Genomic DNA, 20,171 nt, shown 5'->3' with positions numbered 1-20,171 from the left:
CTAAAAGTTTTTAGCCTCTTTGTAAAATTTCATAAGCCCTTTTTTTGCTTTTGCATCAAGTTCGTAAGATATATATTTTAGGTAGTTTAATATCTCTTTTTGTGAGATATCTGTTCGCAGAGATGCCTGTTTTAAGATATATTGCGGAATTTTTATTTTTTGTTTTAGGAAATTTTTTTGTATGCTTTTGTAAAGTTTTTTATCTTTATGAAAACATAAAAGTGCGAAGACAAAGGGTAAATTGTATTTTTTGTTCCACTCTTGCGCTAAGTCCACATGTGGCTTGTTTTGCAGATAATATTTAAGAGCTTTATCACCTATAATAACCTCTCCGCGAACATTTAAAACTTTAGCTAAAACATTCGAAGTTGCAGACGCCGCATCACTAACACTCTCTACATGTGGAATAACCAAAACACTCAAAACCTCTTTTTTGGCAATGATTCCCAACTCTACATGTGAGTATTTTTTTGCACCTATACTTGAGATAAAAGCGGCGTCTACTCTGCGTGAAGTAAAATCTTTATTTATTTTTGAGGGAACACCGCGTTTATAGTGCATACTGATACTTTGTTGGCTACTTTTTGTGAATTGTTTCATAAATACGTGAAACGGTAAAAGATTTAAATACTCTATTTTGCCAAAAACCACATTTTGCTCCAAAATTATATTGTTGAAATTATACATGCCTTAGCTTATTTTGATATAATCGCACTAATAAATTATCATTTTGCGGATAAATAAAGTGGGCAGTTTATTTCATTTTACTAGGTGCCCCTTGAGGGTGTGAAATAAAATTAAGGAAATATTTTGGTAAGAGTGGAATTTTTAGGACCAATGCAAAAAGAGCCTTTAGAGTTAGAGATAACAAATTTAAGCGAATTAGCAAATATACTTCAAGATGACAAAGATATGCAAAAGTGGCTGGAAAATTCAGCAGTAGCTGTAAATGACACACTTGTAAGTTCCCGCGACTTTTCACTAAAAGATGGTGATAAAGTCTCACTTCTTCCACCTGTTTGCGGAGGTTGACAAGTGTTATATTTGTATGAGGGAGCGTTGGATGTACCTACAATTTTAAAAGAGTGGTACGAGCAAGAGGCGACAAGTAATTACGGAGCGTATATCCCTTTTGTCGGAACTGTTAGAAGCGAAGATGATATCGACGGACTGAGTTTTGATTTATATGAGCCTATTTTAAACTCTTGGTTCAAGGCTTGGGAAGAAAAAGCAGAGGCTAAGGGGGCTATTATAAAAATGGCTCACTCCAAGGGAGATGTTATGCTTCATGAGTCATCTTATATCGCGGCAGTTTTCTCTCCAAAGCGCAGAGTTGCTTTAGAGTTTATAGATGAATTTGTTGAGGATTTTAAAGCATCAGCCCCTATTTGGAAGTATGATTTGAAAAACGGCGAGAGAATTTATGCACTTGAGAGATCAACTGCAATAAAAGGGAGTGGAATATTGTCATGAGTTTATTATCATACGAAACAAGCCAAAATATGTTGGATTTACTTGAGGTGAATTCAGCTAGGCATGAAAATTTGCCACTGAGTTGCTCTCTTGGCAGAGTTTTAGCAGAAGATATTGTTGCAGAGTTCAACGACCCTCAGTTTGCTACCGCTTCAATGGACGGCTACGCTGTTATTCATGCTGATTTAGATAGCGATGAGATAAGCATACTGGGGAGTAACCCTGCAGGACATGCTGAGACAAGAGTTGTAAAAAGTGGAGAGTGCATCAAAACATTTACAGGTTCTATGATGCCTAGGGGGTCAGACACACTTATTCAGATTGAGAATGTAACTGTAAATGACGGAAAAATAACTATTGATGAAAAAGTCCCTCTTGGCTCATCTGTTCGACCGATTGGTGAAGGGTATAGAGCCGGAGACGTACTTATTAAAAAAGGTACAAAGATTGGCTTTGCTCAGATTGGTGTTATGGCTGGACTCAATAAGGTAATGGTGAAGGTTGCACTTAAACCCAGAGTGGCAGTAATCTCAACAGGGAGTGAAATCTTAGATCTTGGGGTCAACAGCACCAATCCATCACAAATAAGAAGCTCAAACAACTATACTCTTTGCGCTCTTTTTGAGCAGGCGGGAGCAGAGGTTATTCAGCTTGGAACGGTCGGTGATGACAGAGACTCAATTATGAAAACATTTGAAAATGCCCTCTCGTGTGCCGACATATTGGTGAGCACGGGTGGCGTGAGTGTCGGAGATTATGATTTTGTCAAAGATATTGTCCCTCGCCTTGGTGCAGAGGTAATCTATAAGGGTGTAGCTATTAAACCTGGGAAGCATATCTTAGTTGCGCAAAGAGCAGAGAAGTTTGTTTTAGCACTTCCAGGTTTTGCATACTCTTCAACAGTAGTGTCAATTCTTTATGTTCTACCACTGATAGCTAAAATGCTTGGACGTGACTCTGCTTATAAAACTGTAGAGGCAAAACTTAGTGAAGAGTTCAACAAAAGAAGCAAGTTAACAGAGTTTACCGCTTGTAATGTAGTAGTAGAAGATGGTGAGTATTTTGTAAATTTTAAAAATAAGAAAGTTGGCAGTTCGGCAATACTGAATAACTTGCTAGATTCAAGTGCCTTAATGGTTGCTGGCGAAGAAGATGGCAATTTGTCAGAAGGTACTTTTGTAAATGTAATTTTACTCGATAGTTTTTAGTTTTATATATATTTTACATTATATTGATATACTCGTTGAAATTATTTTATATTAAAGAGTTGAAAATGAAAAAATTTATTATTATAGTTACCATTTTTTTAGGTTTACTTAGAGCTGATGAAGATATATATAAACTGGTTCTTGATGTAACTACGTCTGACATAGGAAAGTTTAAACAGAGTGTCATAAGTGGCGTAGCAAAAAATAAAGCATACTATGAGGGCAAGTTTAAAGAGCTTGAAGTAGTAGCGGTCATACATGGAGGTGCTTATAGATTTTTTTTAAAAGATGTAGCATCTTCTGAATATAAAGATGACAAGGAGCTTTTAAAAGAGCAAAATGAGCTTGCCCTAAGGGTTAAATCACTGAGTGAGACATATAATGTTAAGTTCTTAATATGCAAATCCGGCATGGAGAAGCATTCAATCAAAAAAGAAGATATGTACGATTTTGTGGAACTTACCCCAAATGCTATGATAGGGCTGATAGATACTCAAAATAATGGTTTTGCTTATGTTCCAGTCAAATAAATAATTTTTTTACATGTTAAAAAAACTAGTACCGATATTTACTTTTATTATTATTGCTATAGTACTTCTGATTATCTACTTCAGAGATACGATTAAAGAGCAAAAAATTGACTACATTCTCGACAAATCCCTTTTGACACTCGAATCTCAACTTAAAAATGAAAAAATAAACTCTTTAAAAATCGCCATCTCTTTGTCCAAAAATGAAGGTCTTATAAATGCTCTTGAAAATGATGATGAAGATTTAGGTTATAAAATACTCTCAGACATTATGAATAGCATCAAAGAGAATACAAATATTGTAATTAGAACGCAGATAATTACCGCAGATTATAATATATTTTCCAGAAGTTGGGACAATACATATGTAGGTATGCCATTAGAAGAGTATAGAACAGACCTTAAGTATTTCCAAACTCATAAGACTCCCCGCACCTCCATAGAGGTAGGTAGGATGTTGAGTATAAAAACAACAGTTCCTATATATAAAGATGAGATACTTCTAGGATTTGTAGAGATAATTAGTTTTTTTGATTCAATTACTAGTTTTTTTAAGAATATGGGTATTGACTTATATGTTTTGATGGATGATAAGTATTTTGATATATCTGTTTTTATGCAGGAGAACATCACTTTAGAGAAGTATATAATTTCAAATAGAAATTATAATCACAACAATATGAAAATGCTCAATAATATAGATTTTAAAAAACTTAAAACAAACCGCATATTGCTTAAAGATGATAAATATATATTTTATGAAAATATGAAAAATGCAGAGGGTGAGTCAATAGGTATATTTCTCTTTGTTTTAGACAAAAAGTATTTGGAATATTTCAAAGAACCAAAAGACGAGGTCTCTTTTCTTATCAATATGACTAGAAATAACCTCTATGATATCACTAAAGAACACCAGTATAGAAATGTTTTAAGTGAGAGTATTGATATTAGATCACTACTCTCACTTAAAGATATTACTTCTAAAGAGGATAAGAGAAAGTATTTGGAGATAGCTAAAGAGAGATTAGATAAATATTCTAAAGATGAGCTTATCCAAATAATTTTAGAACAAAAAATCATTAAAAAAGTTGATGGAAAAATAAGATGAGAATTTTACTATTAGAAGATGAGTACTCGCTGAGAGTAAGTGTTAAAGAGTTTTTAGAAGATATAGAGTATGAGGTTGATGATTTCTCTGACGGACAAGAAGCTTACGATGCTATCTATTCTAAATCATATGACATTCTGCTTTTAGATGTTAATGTACCGACTATGAATGGATTTGAGCTCTTAAAATCTATACGAAAAGATGGTCATAAAACCCCTGCAATTTTTTTAACCTCAATGATAGATATGAATGATTTAAAAGAGGGGTACAAAAGAGGTTGCTGTGATTATATTCGTAAACCTTTTGATCTTTTTGAGTTAGAGCTTAGAATAAAGCAGGCATACACAAGCCACTATCTTGATGATAGTGAAGTTGTAGCTCTAAATAGTGATATTTCTTATGACATGACAAAAGGGAAGCTTACATGTAAGGAAGTAGAGGTAGTCCTTAGAAAAGCTGAAAAAGATATTTTAGAACTTTTAATAAAACATAAGAACTCTGTTGTGTCAATGCAGATGTTTCAGGATGAAATATGGGGAGAGTATGTTGAACCAGCAACTATAAGAGTGCAGGTGAATAACTTAAAGCAAAAACTTCCAGAGTCTATAGTGCAAAATCGAAGAGGGTTGGGGTATATAATTGAACGATGACGGATACGGACTAAAGTATGCATATATTTATACTGTCTTAATAACAATAATTCTTTTAGCACCACTGTTCTTTTACACTGTTCATATGAAAAATTTGTATGGCGTACAAAATGAACTGCATTTGAAAAATCAATCATATCTTGTTGTGCAGATGATGCAAGAGCATACTCAAGATGATGAATATTTTGAGTATCCGAGATTTCAAACATTTAAGTCGGGTCTTTACGATTATCAGCAAAAACCAATATTCTCTCTAATAGAAAAGCCAATAAAATATTTTCTAGAGGGGTACCATGTAGATGATAAAGATGCATATCTTATAACAAAACTACCGGCAGGAAAGTATTTTGGTGCCGATTACTTAGTTATAAAAAACAGATTGTCATATTTTGAAGTTTATGAAAAGTCTATGTTTATTTTACTCTCAATTGCAATATTGGTTTTTGCTCTAAGCTTTCTTTTTTTAAATCGCTTTGCAAAACCTTTTAAGCAGGTAAATAAAAAACTGGACAATTTTATAAAAGACTCTATTCATGAGATAAATACCCCTTTGTCTATAATAAATGTAAATATTGACCTTTATAACAGAAAGCATACTCCAAACAAATATCTGCAAAGAATGAAAGCCGCAGCTAAAGTTCTGTCTAACATCTATAATGACATGGACTACCTTATTAAGTACGACAGATTGGATTTTGAAAAAGAGTCAATTAACATGGCGGAGTTTTTACAAGAGCGAATAGATTACTTCTTAGAAGTTGCTCAAATGAAAAATATTACGCTTAGCAGTAATATTAAGAATAATATCTCTCTATATATGAACACAAAACAGTTTCAAAGGGTGATTGATAACAATATTTCAAACGCAATCAAGTACTCTTATGAGAAAAGTACAATAGAGGTAAATTTATTTGTACAAGATGGCATCTGCTTTTTATCTTTTAAAGATTACGGCATCGGTATAGAGGATGTGGATAAAATATTTAACCGCTACTATCGTGAGAGTAACCAGACTGGCGGCTTTGGTATAGGTTTGAATATTGTCAAATCAATCATAGACAAGGCTGGTATTGAGCTTACTATTGACTCTATGCCCAAAAGAGGGAGCACTTTTACATACAAGTTTCCCACAACAATTGTTACACTAAATTGAATTAAGTAACATTCTTTCTAAAAACTTCCCACATTTTATACAAATTTTACACTTAGCAGTTAAACTTACCACTGAAACAACTAAGGAGTAAGACAAATGAAGAAAACAATTATGGTGTCATTACTAGTTGGAGCTTCACTATTAGCTACTGATTACAGTAGTGTAATAGAGAGTCCAAACGCAAGTAAAATAATAGATAGTGATCTACTGGCGCCAGCAACAGTTTACACAATGCCTGCTGGATGTATATCAACCGACAAAGATGCTATTGCTAGAGGTGCTTTTATATTCCATAATCTAAATGGTGGAAAAGTTAAAGGGGATGCTCCTGCAGGTCTAAGTAAAAAAGATGAAAAAGGCAACAATAAGCAGTATGGTAACTGTGTAGCATGTCACAATATAGAAGACGCTGTAGGTGCAGGAAATATCGGTCCCGATTTAAGCAACTACAACGCTATGTTTATGGCAACAAATGTGAGAGACAACCAGTTTGTATATCAAAAGATTGCAGACCCTAGAGTTGATAATGCAACAACACACATGACGGTTAATTTAACGACTAAGTTATTCAACGAAAGAGAAATATGTGATATTACTTCATATATCGTGTCTCCAAAATAATACAAGGAAATAAAAATGCAAAGAAGAGACTTTTTTAAACAACTAGGTACGGTTGCAGCTGTTACTGCTGTTGCTCCAGCTATAAGTTTTGCAGCAGATGCTAAAAAAACAAAAGGGCCGAATGATTTTTCATATCAGCAGGCAGTTGAGGTAGTAACAGGCGGTAAACCTGTTGTTGTATCTTCAAAGGTTGAGTTGAAGGTTCCAGAAATTGCTGAGAACGGAGCAGTTGTTCCTGTGACAGTAACAGTTGATAGTCCTATGACAGATTCTGACTATGTAAAAGCTATACATATTTTTGCAACAAAAAATGGCAATACCCGCTGTATTGATGTGTTTTTGACTCCAGATAACGGAAAGGCTATGTTTGCAACACGTATTAAACTTGGTCAAACTCAAGAAGTTGCAGCTTTAGTAGAGTTAAGCGATGGAACCTTTTTAAGTGCTGCTCAAAGTGTAAAAGTTACTATCGGTGGATGTGGTTGATTTTAAACCAGTAGATAGATGTAAGGTTGCTCCACCTCTAAAGAGGTTAGCTTTAGCGCCGCAGCGGCTAGCATAGTCAGACTGGGTTTTTACTCAGATAGACGTTTAAAACAGTAATAAAGGATAAAAAATGGGAAAAAGTCAAGCACTAATTAAGATTAAGCCAAAAAAATATAAAGATGGCGAAGTTGTTAAGGTAAGTTTTATGGTTATGCATCCTATGGAAACAGGATTACGTAAAGACAAAAAAACAAAAGAGGTTATTCCTGCTCTATATATTAATGATGTAAAGTTTGAGTATAACGGGAAGGTTATAACAACTATGAAAGTATGGGAGACACTCTCTGTAAATCCAGTATTTACAACATACATGAAGATTAACGGAAGTGGAGAGCTAAAAGTAACCTATACAGACAGCAGCGGTGAAGTGAATGAAAAAAGTACAAAGATAAAGCCAAAAGGATAATCGATGAAAACAGCAACTAAAATAGTATTGTCAGTGGCGCTTTTATCATCACTCTCTTTTGGTGGTGAACAGTTTGCTATGAGTGATGCTGACCGTGCAATGTATGCAGAAATGTTGGAAAACAACCCAGCCGATATTATGGTTGAGAGTGGTGGCGAACTACTAGAGAAAATAGGCGGAAGTGTTGCCTTTGCTAAATATTTAGGTGTAAGTGAAGATGATTTGCCAAAATATATAGCCGGCTTTCCACGTTATATAGAGAAATTTGATATGGTTGTTGGTCTTGACCAAGTACTTCAAGCTATGATGTCTGATGCAGGACAAAAACCTTATGCGTTAAAAAGCAAAGATATGTTTAATATGCTTGCATATACAAAATCATTAGCAAATGATCAAGAGATAAACATAGATGTAAATGCAAACAAGCAGATGAAAGAGGCATTCGCTTTAGGTCAAAAAACATTTGATACTAAAAGAGGTGGAAGAGGTCTTTCATGTCTAAGCTGCCATAGTCCTGATGTTATCGGTTCTGTTTTAAGAACTCAGCCACTTCCGGATTTAGGTGCTCAAAATGCAGGCGGTACTTGGCCGGCATACAGAATGACTAAGTCATCTTTAAGAACACTTCAGCGCCGTTTTCAAGGGTGTATGAAAAATGCACTTTTAGCTGTTATTCCAATCGGTTCACCTGAGATGGTTGCACTTGAAGTGTATATTACAGATAAAGCAAAAGGTAAAGCCATTGCTATACCTGGACTAAAAAGATAGGGATTTATAATGGAAATTTCTAGAAGAGACTTTATGCATATCGCAGCAATATTTGGTTTAGGTGCTGCCACTGCAGGAAGTGCATCGGTAAAAACACCAGCTCAAATATCGCTGAAAGATATTTATGATTTTAAGGCGACAGGTAACTTTTCTCTGCTTCATATGTGTGATTTACATGCACATATCAAGCCGTTATACTGGAGAGAGCCATCTACTCTAATCTCTGCTCCAAATTTGGTTGGGACACCGGGGTTTTTATGTGGAGAAGCTTTTGCTAAACATTATGGTTTAGAGCCTAGTTCATTAGATGCATATTTTGATACACATATGGACTTTGACACTCTGGCTAAAAAGTTTGGTAAAATGGGTGGTATCGCTCATATAAAAACTGTTCTTGAACATATCAGAGGTGAGAGAGGAGCAGAAAATGTTCTTTTTCTTGACTCTGGAGACACTTGGCAAGGTACAGGCGTTGCATTAAAAACTAAGGGTGAAGCTATTGTAAAAGCGCAAAACTACTTAGGTGTTGATGTAATGGTTGGACACTGGGAGTTTACTTATGGAAAAGAGCGTGTTAAAGAGCTTATAGAGATGCTTGATGCTAAGTTTATTTCGCAAAATATAGTCGGTGACGATTCATTTTCGGATGAGTATGAAGAGTTGATATTTGAGCCATATACGATTCAAGAAAAAGGTGGAGCTAAGATTGGTATTATTGGACAATCTTTTCCATTTACATCAACTGCAAACCCTAAAGAGTTTACACAAGGGTGGAGTTTTGGTCTTAGACTTGAAACACTTCAAGGGTATGTTGATGAGCTTAGAAAAGAGCATAAAGTTGATTGTGTTGTTGTTTTGTCACATGATGGATTTAGTGTTGATCAAGAAGTTGCACGTCAGGTTCATGGTATAGACTTTATCTTAAGCGGACATACTCATGACCCTTCTCCTAAGCCTATTACAATTAACGGAACTGTTATTGTAATTGCCGGAAGTCATGGTAAGTATATTGGACGTTTAGATGTTGATGCTAAAGATGGTAAAGTTATTGATTATGAGTATAAACTTATCCCAATCGCATCAAATATGATACCGGCTGATCCAGAAGGTGTTAAGTTGGTAGATGAGCTTTATGCTCCATTTGCTTCAGAGTTTAATGAAGTGTTAGGTAAAACTAAAAATACACTTTATAAAAGAGATACATTTTTCTCAACTTTCGATCAGTTGATAAATGATGCAATTATGGATGAGATGAAGTGTGATATCTCATTTACACCTGGGTATAGATGGGGAACAACTGTTTTAGCAGGTGATGATATTTTAATGGATAATGTATATGAGATGTGTGGAATCACATATCCGAATGTGTATACATTTGAGCTAAAAGGTAAAAGGATTGCTACTCTTTTAGAAGATATTGCAGATAATGTTTTCAATGCAAATCCACTTTACCAACAAGGTGGCGATATGAGCCGTTTAGGCGGTATAACATATAGTATAGCCGTAGCAAACAAAGCTGGAGAGAGAATCTCTAAGCTTACAGTTGGTGGTAAACCAATTGATTTAGAGAAGACATATGTTGTCTCTTCTTGGGGTGGGAATTTACAAAATGCTGGTGAAAATCTTCAAAAAGATAAAATCAGAGCAGTTTACGATGTTACAAGAGATTATATTAAAAAACAAAAAGTTGTTGACGTAAGTAACGAGGGTAATGTTACTTTGGTTGATTACGATTGCGGTTGCCCTGTTGAGGGTTCAAGAAGCTGTTCATAAGCTTCCACTTGAAAAAAAAATGAATTAAAATGAAAATACTAAAAATAAGTGCTATAGCAGCGGCAGCATGTTTACTAGCAAGTTCAGCTAATGCAGATGATGCAAAACCAAAGCGTCAACTAAAAGGTAACATGATGGAGGTGTATAACACACTACCGTCTAGTGCTAACAATATTACAGAAGCATTTGCAAATGGTGTATTCTACGGTCGTTTAAGAATGAATGCTTTTAGATGGGACTGGAAGTCAGCAGATACTGCTTCAAATAAAGATAATAAAGCATTTGGTCTTGGGGGTAGTATTATTTATAAAACAGCACCACTCTCAGGTGTAAGTGCTACTGCTGCTCTTTACTATGCTAACAGCCCTTTTTCAGCTCTTCGTGATGATAATGCTGATGTTGGAGCTACAAAAGCTGGTAAAGATACTTTCAGCCGCCGTAATGTTGATGCTGATGGTGACTGGTCAATGACTGTTTTAGGACAGGCTTACTTACAGTACGACATCTCTAAAACAACTTTTAAAGTTGGTCGTCAAATATTTGAGTCGTTTTTAACAAAATCAAATGACACAAAAATGATACCAAACACTTTTGAGGGTTACAGTGTTGAGATGAAAGAGATTCCAAAGACAACAATTCGTGCAGCATATTTTACAGCACAAAAGCTTCGTGACCATACTACTTTCCATGATGTAATTGCATTTGGAACAGCAAATGGCACTACAGCAAATGCAGATAAATGGGCAAATAATGATGATGCTGGTGTTCATAAAGGATTAACTTTTATTAAATTAAATGCTGTAGGTAAGGCTGAAAATGAATTAATAGTTGCAGATATTCGTAATAAGTCAATTGAGAATCTTCAATTAGATTTGACTTATGGTTCAGTTCCTGGTCTTATATCATCAATCACTGGTGAGATAAACTACAAAATAAATTTACCTGGAGGCTTCTCTTTGACTCCTGGTATTCGTCACATGCAACAAATGGATAAAGGTGCCGGTGAAATTGGTGGGGCAAGCTTAAGTGGAACAGTAACTGCAGCTAATGCTACAGCTAGTGGCTACAAAGATGGTGACTCTTTAGACAGTTCACTTACTATGGCTCGTTTGGTTTTAAACCAAGGTCCATTAAAGTTTCAAATTGCTTATTCAGCTGTAGCTGATGAGGGTGATATCGTAGCTCCGTGGAGAGGTTTTCCAACTGGCGGATATACTCGTGCAATGGCTCAGTATAACTGGAGAGCAAACACTAAAACTACTGCTGCAGAAGTTAAATATGACTTTGGAAAAGCAAACATGATTCCAGGGTTTACTGCAATGGCTCGCTACGCAATACAAAATTTTGATGAAGATAAACAAGCTGGCGGAGTTCAAGCAGATAGCAATATCTTACACATGGATTTTATTAAAAAAGTTGCAACTGGTTTAGAAGCGAAACTTCGTATAGGTTTAATTAGTGCTGATGATCGTATCTCAGGAAGTACTGACAAAGACTCTTACAATGAGTACCGTTTTGAATTAAACTACCTCTTCTAGGAGGTGGTTTGAAAAATTTCCTTTGGTGCATTTCTTTGTGATTCTCTCCTGTTTTGTTAAAGAAAGTTCTAAAAAAGTGTGTGCTACTACCATATAACTTTTTTGGAGTGCCAAAATAATTTAAAGGTATAAATTATAAAGTTTATGTATAGTAGGCTTTTTAATTTATATATAGAGTGAAAGTTGAGTTATGATAAAAGTTTCTATGGTTTTATTGTTTTGTTTTTTTAACTTGTCTGCAATAGAGTGGCATACTTATGAAGATGCTCTAAAGTTGCAAGAGAAAAGCTCTAAGGTGATAATGGTTGATGTTATAAGAACAGAGTGCCAGTATTGTATAAAGATGGATAAAAATGTTTTTGCCGATGAGGAGATGTCTCGGTGGCTCCAAGAGCGTTTTATACCGGTCAAAATAAACTTGGATACCGAGAAGATGCCATTGGATGTTGAAGTGAAAATGACACCGACTTTTTATTTTTTAGATAAAAATAAAAAGATAGTTAAAACTATACCTGGTTCTTGGAATATAGAAGATTTCAAAGACTTAACTAAAAATATCAGAGGAGAGTAGATGATTAAATTTATACTTGTATTGTTACTCAGTACCTCTTTTGTGATTGGAGACACTGAGTTTGCAGAACCTGCCCCTTCAATAGTAGAGCCAAGAAAAATAGTGCTTTCTATAAAGAGTGCAGATGATGAAGAGATAAATCATGTGTTAAGCAGTGCTAACAATGTGCTCAAGTTTTATGGACCTGAAAATGTCAATATGAGAATTGTCGCTTACTACCATGGAATTAGAGCCTTGCTAAAAAAAGAAAAAGCTATAGCTTCGCGTATAGATGCGATGATGCAGGTAAATGTAGAGTTTGTGGCATGTGCCAACACCATGAGAACCAAGGGGATAAAAGATGATGAGCTTATTGAGGGTACTGAGATAGTTACAGCAGGTATTGTTGAGATGATAGAGCGTGTTAAAGATGGGTGGGTAAATATTGTTCCATAAACAAGCATTTATTTAAATTAAAATCAAAGGAAAAAAAATGAAAAAAATCGTTAGTTTAATTATTGCACTTTTAAGTGTATCTGTGTTGTCGGCAAAAGGTGATTTGCATCTGTTTGATGTAAATAATAAAGATGGTTCAATTACAACTGAACAAATTGAAAAAGCGTTTGTTGATGCAGGATTTGGCATAGGCGTAAACTCTAATATGAACAAGCCGTTTATGATCCAGTTCAAAAAGACAAGCTTTAAGGTGTTTACCCTTCTTACTGTTTATCATAAAAAAATATCTATGGATTTAGTTGCAAAATATCCTGACTTTGGTGTTTTTATGCCAATGGGTGTAGGTATTTACCAAGGGAATGATGAAGAGACTCTACATGTATCGGTATTAACAGCAGATGCTCAGGCAAAAATACTTGGGTTTGACGATGAACTTATTAAAAGCCTAGAAAAAGAGGTTTTAGCTGTTTTAAGTAAATCATTACCAAACTCTACTAACAAACTTAGTGAAGACTCTTTAAAAGAGGAGAACTCGCTTATAACCAAGTATGAGCTGAATTTGGATGGAGGAGATTTGGCAGAAGCTAGAGAAAATTTGTCAATGAGCTTGAATAATGGTTTCCAGCTAAACGGATTTGTAGTGCCAAGCAGACTAGATGTTAATAAATCTTTAACTGATAGTCCGTACGACTTTTATGAAACAATATCTATATGTAAACTTCCTGTTATATACACTGTTTCACTAACTAGACCAGAAGCAGCAGCATTTGCTCCTTGTAGTCTAATGGTATATAAGAAAAAAGATGAAGACAAGATTGTTCTTGGCTTTCCAGCAGTTCATAACTGGATGAGCAGCGCACATGTAGAGAATAAAGAAGCTACAGATGTTTTATTAAAAGCTCAAAAGCAATTTGAGTCTATCCTTGTTGAAGCAACAGAGTAGAAGCTAAACAAACTAATTACTCAGCTAGACCCTGAATCAAGTTCAGGGTGACGAAAGCATCGTCATTCCAAACTTTTTCTCAAATAGTGACTAAAACAACGATGGCTCAAGAGCTTTGAGTTTATAACTTCTTCTATGAATTTCACAATACCCATGCTTCTTAATCATCTCTACATGTAGAGCTGTTCCATACCCTTTATGTTTCTCAAACTGATACTGTGGATATTTTTTAGCTTCTATCATAATGTCTCTATCGTGTGTCACCTTTGCAAGGATGGAAGCAGCACTGACTTCTGCAACTTTGCCATCCGCTTTTATCATTGTAGGAAGACCGCTAACACCGAAGTTGGAGTTTCCGTCAAAAAGGTACTCTTCGCATTCAAGGTTTTTCATAATCTCTTGAAGTCCTCTTTTAAGACACACAGATATGCCATTCTCGTCAATCTCTTTAGGGGAAAACTTAACTATATGAAAAGATGATGCTTTAACAATTAACTCATACAAAAATTCTCTTTTTTTCTCACTAAGTTTCTTTGAATCATTCAGCCCTTCTACATGTAGGTTTAAAATACACCCAGCCATAACCAAATCTCCGGCAATAGGACCACGACCCGCCTCATCAATTCCGCATAATTTTCCAAACATTATTTTCCCTTTTTATTGTTGTATCTAAGCATAGCCTAATCGCCAATGGCCCATATGTCAAATGGAATCATCTCTACATGTGAGAGTGGATGGCTCACACTACCCTCTCTGCTCATAGTAACTGCGGTCACTTTTTTAATCTGATGTGTAAATACAAAAGCCTCAATAGCTTCCATCTTTTTAAATAGTGTTCTCTCATCCGCAAACGGCATCCCCAATATAACTTCATCATTTTGAGGAAGATAAAAATCAATGCCATCATCATAAAAACACTCTATATCTGATTTTAGTAACTCTAAATATATCATGTTCTCAAATAGTCTGGCAAAGTTTTTATCTATTGTAAGGGCAGACTTTAAAGATATATCGCATAAATATATCTTTTTCGTTGCCTTTGCGTGGTTTGTTTTTTCTAGCTGATGAATATATTTTTTAGAACTTAGGGTCTCAAAAGATTTATAGAGTTTATCTTTTGAAATCTTTCTTGTCTGTTTGAGTCTCTCATATATAGAAAAAGGAGATATTTTCTGTGCAATCATCTTTGCGCAAAATACTAAAATATCAAGTTCCATCTCATCGAGTGCATACTTTAATGTTTTTTGGATGTACATATTGCGCTCATCGCTGTTGACTTTATGCATTGACGGAAACGCACCAAGCTGAAAGAAGTGATTTAGTGCCGTAGAATCATACTTATGTTCATATGCTAAAAACTCTTCATAATCAAGAGGGTAAAGTTGTAGAGTTTCTAAATAATCAAGAGTATAATTTATTTCACTACATGTAATTAGCTGAGGAACATTTACAATTTTTATTTTTTCTATGTAGTTGTCCAAAACCAAGGTGTTAATTTTATATTTATTGCAAAAAATAGGTAGATTTTTATTTAATTCATCAAAATCTATCCGTATATCATTACAATCTATATATAAGTAAGTGCTTTTTTTTAGACTTGAAAGGTAATTTTTTACTAATTTGGTTTTTCCACTTTGGGAAATACCATTGATTTGATAGCTCAAATCGTCTAAAAACACTTTTCTATAATGAAATTTATCTAAATTTATATCTGTTTTGTATAACTCTTCTAGTAATATTTCCATATTGCAATTTTATCATTTCCTTATTAAAAGGAAATAAATTTAGAATAAAATCAATATTTACCCCATATTTCCTTGAATATCTTAAGACGTTTGGGTACAATTCCACTTCACTAATATAGTTAGGCTAGACCTGACGAGTTCTTTAGAGGGAAATACATGGAAAAAATTCGTTTAAAATTGAAAGCTTATGATCATCGTGTTCTTGATAGATCAGTGGCATCAATCGTAGAGGCTGTAAAGCGTACAGGCGCGGTAATTCGTGGTCCGATACCTTTACCAACAAAGATTCGTAAATACACAGTTTTAAAATCGCCACACATTAACAAAAGTTCACGTGAGCAATTTGAAATTCGTATGCATGCTAGAGTAATTGATATTGTTTCTGCTACGCCAGAAACTGTAGATTCTCTTATGAAACTAGATCTTGCACCTGAAGTGGACGTTGAAGTTCGCTCTATGGACAAGTAGGAGGTCATCGTGGAATATATTGTTGAAAAAATCGGTATGAGCCGTACTATCACGGTTCCTAGTAAACCTGTTACTCTTTTAAGAGTTTTAGATGCTAAAGTATGTGAAGTTAATGAAGGTACTGCAATTGTTGCTTACAATCGCGGTAAAAAAATGAATAAGTCAATTGAAGGTCAGCAAAAGAAATATAACCTTTCATCTGAGTTTAACCGTTTAGTTACTATGGAAGTAGCTAACACTGAAGCTGGAGATTTAGATTTTACTCCTTTAGCAGAAGCTAAAGTTTTAAGATCTACTTTTACTACTAAAGGTCGTGGTTTTTCTGGTGCTATGAAACGTTGGAATTTCTCTGGTGGTCCTGCATCACACGGTCATAGATTTGGTCGTAGAACAGGTTCAATCGGTATGGCAGAGTGGCCAGGCCGTGTAATGAAGGGTAAGAAAATGCCTGGACAATACGGAAATGTACAAAATAGCGTGAAAAATGAAATCGTTTCTTACGATGCTGAAAACAAAATCATTGCGGTTTCTGGTTCAGTTTCTGGAGCTAATGGTTCATTAGGTCGTGTAAAGGTAGCTAAATAATGAGCGCAATCGTTTTAAATGAAAAAATGGAAAAAGCATCTGAGTTAGCATTACCAGAGAGTTTTTCTGGTATTAATCCTCATAACTTATACCTGTATGTAAAGTCGGCACAAGCTGCAATGAGAGCAAATAGCTCAAAAGCATTAACTCGTGCAGAAGTTAGAGGTGGTGGTAAGAAACCATGGGCTCAAAAAGGTGGCGGTCGCGCTCGTGCTGGTTCACGTCGTTCTCCTATCTTTGTGGGTGGTGGTAAGGCATTTGGTCCTAATAACAACCGTAATTATGATCTTAAAGTTAATAAAAAGCAAAAGAAACTTGCTCTTAACTTTGCTCTTAACGAGCATGCACAAAACGGTACACTTTTTATTGTTGACAACATTGAAATCGCATCTGGTAAAACTAAAGATGCAAATGCAATGTTTAAAGCTTTAAATCAAAGAGATGTACTTATTGTTAAGTCTATCTTAGATGAGAAGACATTTTTAGCATTTGAGAATCTTTCACAAACTTATGTTGTTGAAGCAAATGAATTAAATGCTTACTTAGCTGCTAATTATCGTTCACTTGTGATCGAAAAAGCGGTATGGGAAAATCTTGTAGGTGAGGCTAAATAATGGCAGATATTACAGATATTAAATCTATACTATATACAGAGAAGACATTAGGTATGCAAGAAGATGGAATTATAGTTGTTCAAACATCTCCTCGTATGACTAAAACAGGTCTTAAAGAGGTTTTTCGTGAGTACTTTGGAATAGTTCCATCAAGAGTTAACTCACTTAATCAAAGCGGAAAAACAAAACGTTTCCGTGGTGTACAAGGTAAACAAAATGACTTCAAAAAGTTTTATGTTCAATTACCTGAGGGTGCACAAATAGAAAGTTTGGCGGTTTAACATGGCAATTAAAACTTATAAGCCGGTAACTCCGTCTCGTCGTTTTTATACTAATGTTGACAGCGGTGATATCACAGCGAAAGCTAGTGTACGTTCTTTATTGGTTAAGCTTCCTGCTCACGCTGGTCGTAACAATAATGGTCGTATCACATCTCGTCATAAACAAGCCGGTGCTAAAAAACTTTACCGTATCATAGATTTCAAAAGAAATAAATTTGATATTCCAGGTACAGTTAGCACTATTGAGTACGATCCATACCGTAACTGTCGTATTGCGTTAGTTACATATGCTGATGGTGAAAAAAGATACATATTACAACCAAAAGGTCTAAGTGTTGGTGATTCAGTTATGTCTGCTGAGTCTGGACTAGATGTTAAACCTGGTAATACTATGAAACTTAAAAGTATCCCAGTTGGTACAGTTATTCATAATATTGAGTTAAAGACTGGTAAGGGCGGACAAATGTGTCGTGCTGCTGGAACTTCTGCTCAAATTATGGGTCGTGATGGTAAATATGTTTCACTTCGTATGCCTTCATCTGAAATGCGTTTAGTATTAGGTGAGTGTTTAGCGACTGTTGGAACAGTAGGAAATGAAGAGTATGGCAATATAGTAATAGCGAAAGCTGGTCGTAGCCGTCATATGGGAATTCGTCCTCAAACTCGTGGTTCAGCAATGAATCCAGTTGATCACCCGCATGGTGGTGGTGAAGGTAAAACGAATTCAGGACGTCACCCGGTTACTCCTTGGGGTAAACCGACTAAGGGTGCTAAAACTCGCCGTAAGAAAGCTAGTGATAAACTTATTATTACTCGCCGTAAACCAAATGCGAAAAGGGTAGGATAATGGCTCGTTCAGTAAAAAAAGGTCCATTCATTGATGACCATTTAATGAAAAAAGTTGTTGCAGCAAAAGCTGAAAACAACAAAAAACCTATTAAGACATGGTCAAGAAGATCTATGGTAATACCTGAAATGGTTGGTTTAACATTTAATGTTCATAACGGACGTCAATTTGTTCCAGTACATATTTCAGAGAACCACATTGGTTATAAGCTTGGTGAATTTTCACCAACTCGTACATTTAAGGGCCATAAGGGCTCTGTACAGAAGAAGGGTTAATCATGGCTAGAGCATTATTAAAATACATCCGTGTTTCACCAATCAAATCTCGTCTTATAGCAAGAGAGATTCAAGGTATGAATGCTGAAGCAGCACTAGCAGCTTTAGAATTTACACCAAACAAAGCAGCAAAAATCATCTATAAAGTACTTGCATCTGCAGTTGCTAATAGTGGTAGTGAAGCTGAAGATTGTACAGTAACATCATGTCGTGTTGACAATGGTCCTGTTCTTAAGCGTTTCCGTCCACGTGCTCGTGGTATGGCGTCTGGAATCAGAAAACCAACAGCACATATCTTAGTAGAAGTAGAGGGTAAATAGTATGGGTCAAAAAGTTAATCCTATTGGTTTACGTCTTGGTATTAACCGCAATTGGGAGAGCCGTTGGTTCCCTGATTTTAAGACTGCAGCAGCATCTTTAGGTGAAGATCACAAAATTCGTACATATTTGAAAAAAGAGCTTTACTATGCTGGTGTTGCTAACATCATTATAGAGAGAACAGTTAAGAGACTTCGTGTAACTATCGTTGCTGCTCGCCCTGGTATCATTATTGGTAAAAAAGGTGCGGACATTGAGAAGCTTAAAACTACTCTTCAAAATCTTGTTGGTAAGCAGATATCTGTAAACATCAAAGAAGAGAAGAAAGCTCAAACTTCAGCTCAGTTAGTTGCTGAAAACATAGCTACTCAACTAGAGCGTCGTGTTGCTTTTAGAAGAGCAATGAAAAAATCTATGCAAAATGCACAGAGAAGCGGTGCTAAAGGTATTAAAGTATCTGTAAGTGGTCGTCTTGGTGGAGCTGAAATGGCTCGTACTGAGTGGTACTTAGAGGGACGTGTTCCTTTACATACACTTCGTGCAAAAATAGATTACGGTTTTGCTGAAGCACATACTACTTATGGTTGTATTGGTGTTAAAGTATGGATATTCAAAGGTGAAGTACTTACTAAAGGTATTCCTGCTGAAGTTCAAGAAGACAAACAAGAGAAACAAGAGCGTCGTCCAAAGCGTGCTCCGAGAAAGGCTGATTAATTATGTTAATGCCAAAGAGAACAAAATATAGAAAAGTAATGAAGGGTCGTAACCGTGGTTATGCTCGTTCAGGTTTTACGCTAGCATTTGGTGATATCGCTTTAAAAGCGGTTGAAGCTGGTCGTATTAACTCTCGTCAGATTGAGTCAGCTCGTATTTCAGCTACTCGTCATATTAAGAGAAATGGTAAGATTTGGATTCGTGTATTCCCAGCAAAACCGTTAACTGCTAAGCCTTTAGAAACTCGTATGGGTAAAGGTAAGGGTTCAGTTGATCAATGGGTTATGAATATCAAGCCAGGTCGTATTATATTTGAAATGGCCGGTGTTCCGCATGAACTTGCTCGTGAAGCATTAACTCTTGCATTGCACAAATTACCTTTCAAAACTAAAATAATTACTGCGGAGATGAGCAATGAAATATTCTGATTTAGCAGATAAAAGTGTAGCAGAGCTTCAAGCAATGCTTAAAGTTAGAAAGACTGAGCTTTTTACTTTAAAAATTAAAAAACAGATGATGCAACTACAAAACACAAGCGAACTTCGTGTCGCTAAAAAAGATGTTGCTAGAATCAACACTGCACTTAGTGCAGCGAAATAGG

General features: G+C 35.5%; 29 protein-coding genes. 26 read left to right on the top strand and 3 right to left on the bottom strand.

Features of this window, described 5'->3' with window-relative positions; genetic code table 11:
* Window positions 1–651, bottom strand: a complete 651-nt coding sequence (locus HUE88_RS11910; protein WP_194372659.1) for an MqnA/MqnD/SBP family protein — start codon at window positions 649–651, stop codon at window positions 1–3.
* A gap of 159 nt (window positions 652–810) precedes the next feature.
* On the opposite strand from HUE88_RS11910, the gene HUE88_RS11905 reads away from it, so the two are divergent.
* The 16 genes from HUE88_RS11905 (at window position 811) to HUE88_RS11830 (ending at window position 13,723) form a co-directional block, all read left to right on the top strand.
* Window positions 811–1,032, top strand: a complete 222-nt coding sequence (locus tag HUE88_RS11905) for a MoaD/ThiS family protein (RefSeq protein WP_194369307.1) — start codon at window positions 811–813, stop codon at window positions 1,030–1,032.
* 3 nt (window positions 1,033–1,035) lie between these two features.
* Entirely contained in the window at window positions 1,036–1,473 is a 438-nt protein-coding gene (locus HUE88_RS11900; protein ID WP_194369305.1) for a molybdopterin synthase catalytic subunit, read from the top strand.
* Window positions 1,470–2,681 carry a molybdopterin molybdotransferase MoeA gene (locus HUE88_RS11895; protein WP_194369303.1) on the top strand — a complete coding sequence of 404 codons (1,212 nt, stop codon included), beginning with the start codon at window positions 1,470–1,472 and terminating at the stop codon, window positions 2,679–2,681. The genes HUE88_RS11900 and HUE88_RS11895 overlap by 4 nt, the downstream gene beginning before the upstream one ends.
* A gap of 65 nt (window positions 2,682–2,746) precedes the next feature.
* The gene (locus HUE88_RS11890) at window positions 2,747–3,211 is read left to right on the top strand and encodes a DsrE family protein (protein ID WP_194369301.1); all 465 of its coding nucleotides are present in this window, start codon (window positions 2,747–2,749) and stop codon (window positions 3,209–3,211) included.
* A gap of 13 nt (window positions 3,212–3,224) precedes the next feature.
* Window positions 3,225–4,319, top strand: a complete 1,095-nt coding sequence (locus tag HUE88_RS11885; protein WP_194369299.1) for a cache domain-containing protein — start codon at window positions 3,225–3,227, stop codon at window positions 4,317–4,319.
* Entirely contained in the window at window positions 4,316–4,969 is a 654-nt protein-coding gene (locus tag HUE88_RS11880; RefSeq protein ID WP_194369296.1) for a response regulator transcription factor, read from the top strand. Before HUE88_RS11885 ends, HUE88_RS11880 begins: the two co-directional genes overlap by 4 nt.
* 85 nt (window positions 4,970–5,054) lie before the next feature.
* Window positions 5,055–6,122 carry a sensor histidine kinase gene (locus HUE88_RS11875; protein ID WP_229860080.1) on the top strand — a complete coding sequence of 356 codons (1,068 nt, stop codon included), beginning with the start codon at window positions 5,055–5,057 and terminating at the stop codon, window positions 6,120–6,122.
* A gap of 96 nt (window positions 6,123–6,218) precedes the next feature.
* The gene (soxX, locus tag HUE88_RS11870; RefSeq protein WP_194369292.1) at window positions 6,219–6,743 is read left to right on the top strand and encodes a sulfur oxidation c-type cytochrome SoxX; all 525 of its coding nucleotides are present in this window, start codon (window positions 6,219–6,221) and stop codon (window positions 6,741–6,743) included.
* Between the two features lie 15 nt (window positions 6,744–6,758).
* The gene (gene soxY, locus HUE88_RS11865; protein ID WP_194369290.1) at window positions 6,759–7,229 is read left to right on the top strand and encodes a thiosulfate oxidation carrier protein SoxY; all 471 of its coding nucleotides are present in this window, start codon (window positions 6,759–6,761) and stop codon (window positions 7,227–7,229) included.
* A 130-nt stretch (window positions 7,230–7,359) separates the two neighbouring features.
* Window positions 7,360–7,695, top strand: a complete 336-nt coding sequence (gene soxZ / locus HUE88_RS11860; protein WP_194369287.1) for a thiosulfate oxidation carrier complex protein SoxZ — start codon at window positions 7,360–7,362, stop codon at window positions 7,693–7,695.
* Between the two features lie 3 nt (window positions 7,696–7,698).
* Complete coding sequence (soxA, locus tag HUE88_RS11855; protein WP_194369285.1) at window positions 7,699–8,463, top strand: sulfur oxidation c-type cytochrome SoxA; 765 nt, start codon at window positions 7,699–7,701, stop codon at window positions 8,461–8,463.
* A 9-nt stretch (window positions 8,464–8,472) separates the two neighbouring features.
* Window positions 8,473–10,236, top strand: a complete 1,764-nt coding sequence (soxB, locus tag HUE88_RS11850) for a thiosulfohydrolase SoxB (protein ID WP_194369283.1) — start codon at window positions 8,473–8,475, stop codon at window positions 10,234–10,236.
* A gap of 29 nt (window positions 10,237–10,265) precedes the next feature.
* Window positions 10,266–11,774, top strand: a complete 1,509-nt coding sequence (locus tag HUE88_RS11845; RefSeq protein ID WP_194369280.1) for an OprD family outer membrane porin — start codon at window positions 10,266–10,268, stop codon at window positions 11,772–11,774.
* Between the two features lie 190 nt (window positions 11,775–11,964).
* Entirely contained in the window at window positions 11,965–12,345 is a 381-nt protein-coding gene (locus HUE88_RS11840) for a thioredoxin family protein (protein WP_194369278.1), read from the top strand.
* Complete coding sequence (locus HUE88_RS11835) at window positions 12,346–12,780, top strand: DsrE family protein (RefSeq protein ID WP_194369276.1); 435 nt, start codon at window positions 12,346–12,348, stop codon at window positions 12,778–12,780.
* 37 nt (window positions 12,781–12,817) lie between these two features.
* Entirely contained in the window at window positions 12,818–13,723 is a 906-nt protein-coding gene (locus HUE88_RS11830) for a DUF302 domain-containing protein (protein ID WP_194369274.1), read from the top strand.
* A gap of 90 nt (window positions 13,724–13,813) precedes the next feature.
* Here the strand turns inward: HUE88_RS11830 and rnhB are convergent, their stop codons facing one another.
* Both rnhB and HUE88_RS11820 read right to left on the bottom strand, forming a co-directional pair.
* On the bottom strand, window positions 13,814–14,368 hold the full coding sequence (rnhB, locus tag HUE88_RS11825; RefSeq protein WP_194369272.1) for a ribonuclease HII: 555 nt from the start codon (window positions 14,366–14,368) through the stop codon (window positions 13,814–13,816).
* A gap of 35 nt (window positions 14,369–14,403) precedes the next feature.
* On the bottom strand, window positions 14,404–15,468 hold the full coding sequence (locus HUE88_RS11820) for an ATP-binding protein (RefSeq protein ID WP_194369270.1): 1,065 nt from the start codon (window positions 15,466–15,468) through the stop codon (window positions 14,404–14,406).
* 156 nt (window positions 15,469–15,624) lie between these two features.
* Between HUE88_RS11820 and rpsJ the strand changes: the two genes are divergently transcribed.
* The 10 genes from rpsJ to rpmC are packed head-to-tail and all read left to right on the top strand — an operon-like array spanning window position 15,625 to window position 20,170.
* Window positions 15,625–15,936, top strand: a complete 312-nt coding sequence (gene rpsJ / locus HUE88_RS11815) for a 30S ribosomal protein S10 (protein ID WP_194369267.1) — start codon at window positions 15,625–15,627, stop codon at window positions 15,934–15,936.
* 9 nt (window positions 15,937–15,945) lie between these two features.
* Window positions 15,946–16,521 carry a 50S ribosomal protein L3 gene (gene rplC / locus HUE88_RS11810; protein ID WP_194369265.1) on the top strand — a complete coding sequence of 192 codons (576 nt, stop codon included), beginning with the start codon at window positions 15,946–15,948 and terminating at the stop codon, window positions 16,519–16,521.
* A complete protein-coding gene (gene rplD, locus HUE88_RS11805) occupies window positions 16,521–17,135 on the top strand; it encodes a 50S ribosomal protein L4 (RefSeq protein WP_194369263.1) in 615 nt (204 codons plus the stop codon). Before rplC ends, rplD begins: the two co-directional genes overlap by 1 nt.
* Window positions 17,135–17,416: a 50S ribosomal protein L23 gene (locus HUE88_RS11800; RefSeq protein ID WP_194366919.1), complete on the top strand. Its 282-nt coding sequence runs from the start codon at window positions 17,135–17,137 to the stop codon at window positions 17,414–17,416. Before rplD ends, HUE88_RS11800 begins: the two co-directional genes overlap by 1 nt.
* A 1-nt stretch (window position 17,417) precedes the next feature.
* Window positions 17,418–18,263: a 50S ribosomal protein L2 gene (gene rplB / locus HUE88_RS11795; protein ID WP_194369261.1), complete on the top strand. Its 846-nt coding sequence runs from the start codon at window positions 17,418–17,420 to the stop codon at window positions 18,261–18,263.
* On the top strand, window positions 18,263–18,538 hold the full coding sequence (gene rpsS, locus HUE88_RS11790; RefSeq protein ID WP_194369259.1) for a 30S ribosomal protein S19: 276 nt from the start codon (window positions 18,263–18,265) through the stop codon (window positions 18,536–18,538). The genes rplB and rpsS overlap by 1 nt, the downstream gene beginning before the upstream one ends.
* Window positions 18,539–18,540: 2 nt before the next feature.
* The gene (gene rplV, locus HUE88_RS11785) at window positions 18,541–18,858 is read left to right on the top strand and encodes a 50S ribosomal protein L22 (RefSeq protein WP_194366922.1); all 318 of its coding nucleotides are present in this window, start codon (window positions 18,541–18,543) and stop codon (window positions 18,856–18,858) included.
* A 1-nt stretch (window position 18,859) separates the two neighbouring features.
* Complete coding sequence (gene rpsC, locus HUE88_RS11780; RefSeq protein WP_194369256.1) at window positions 18,860–19,570, top strand: 30S ribosomal protein S3; 711 nt, start codon at window positions 18,860–18,862, stop codon at window positions 19,568–19,570.
* A gap of 2 nt (window positions 19,571–19,572) precedes the next feature.
* Window positions 19,573–19,998, top strand: coding sequence for a 50S ribosomal protein L16 (gene rplP / locus HUE88_RS11775; RefSeq protein WP_194369254.1), 426 nt, complete (start codon window positions 19,573–19,575; stop codon window positions 19,996–19,998).
* Window positions 19,985–20,170 carry a 50S ribosomal protein L29 gene (rpmC, locus tag HUE88_RS11770; protein WP_194366925.1) on the top strand — a complete coding sequence of 62 codons (186 nt, stop codon included), beginning with the start codon at window positions 19,985–19,987 and terminating at the stop codon, window positions 20,168–20,170. Before rplP ends, rpmC begins: the two co-directional genes overlap by 14 nt.
* Window position 20,171 lies beyond the last annotated feature (1 nt).

Origin of the sequence: Candidatus Sulfurimonas baltica, assembly GCF_015265455.1 — a bacterium.
Classification (GTDB): domain Bacteria; phylum Campylobacterota; class Campylobacteria; order Campylobacterales; family Sulfurimonadaceae; genus Sulfurimonas; species Sulfurimonas baltica.
Note: the sequence above shows the minus strand (reverse complement) of the source record. Positions and strands in the feature narration are given on the sequence as shown.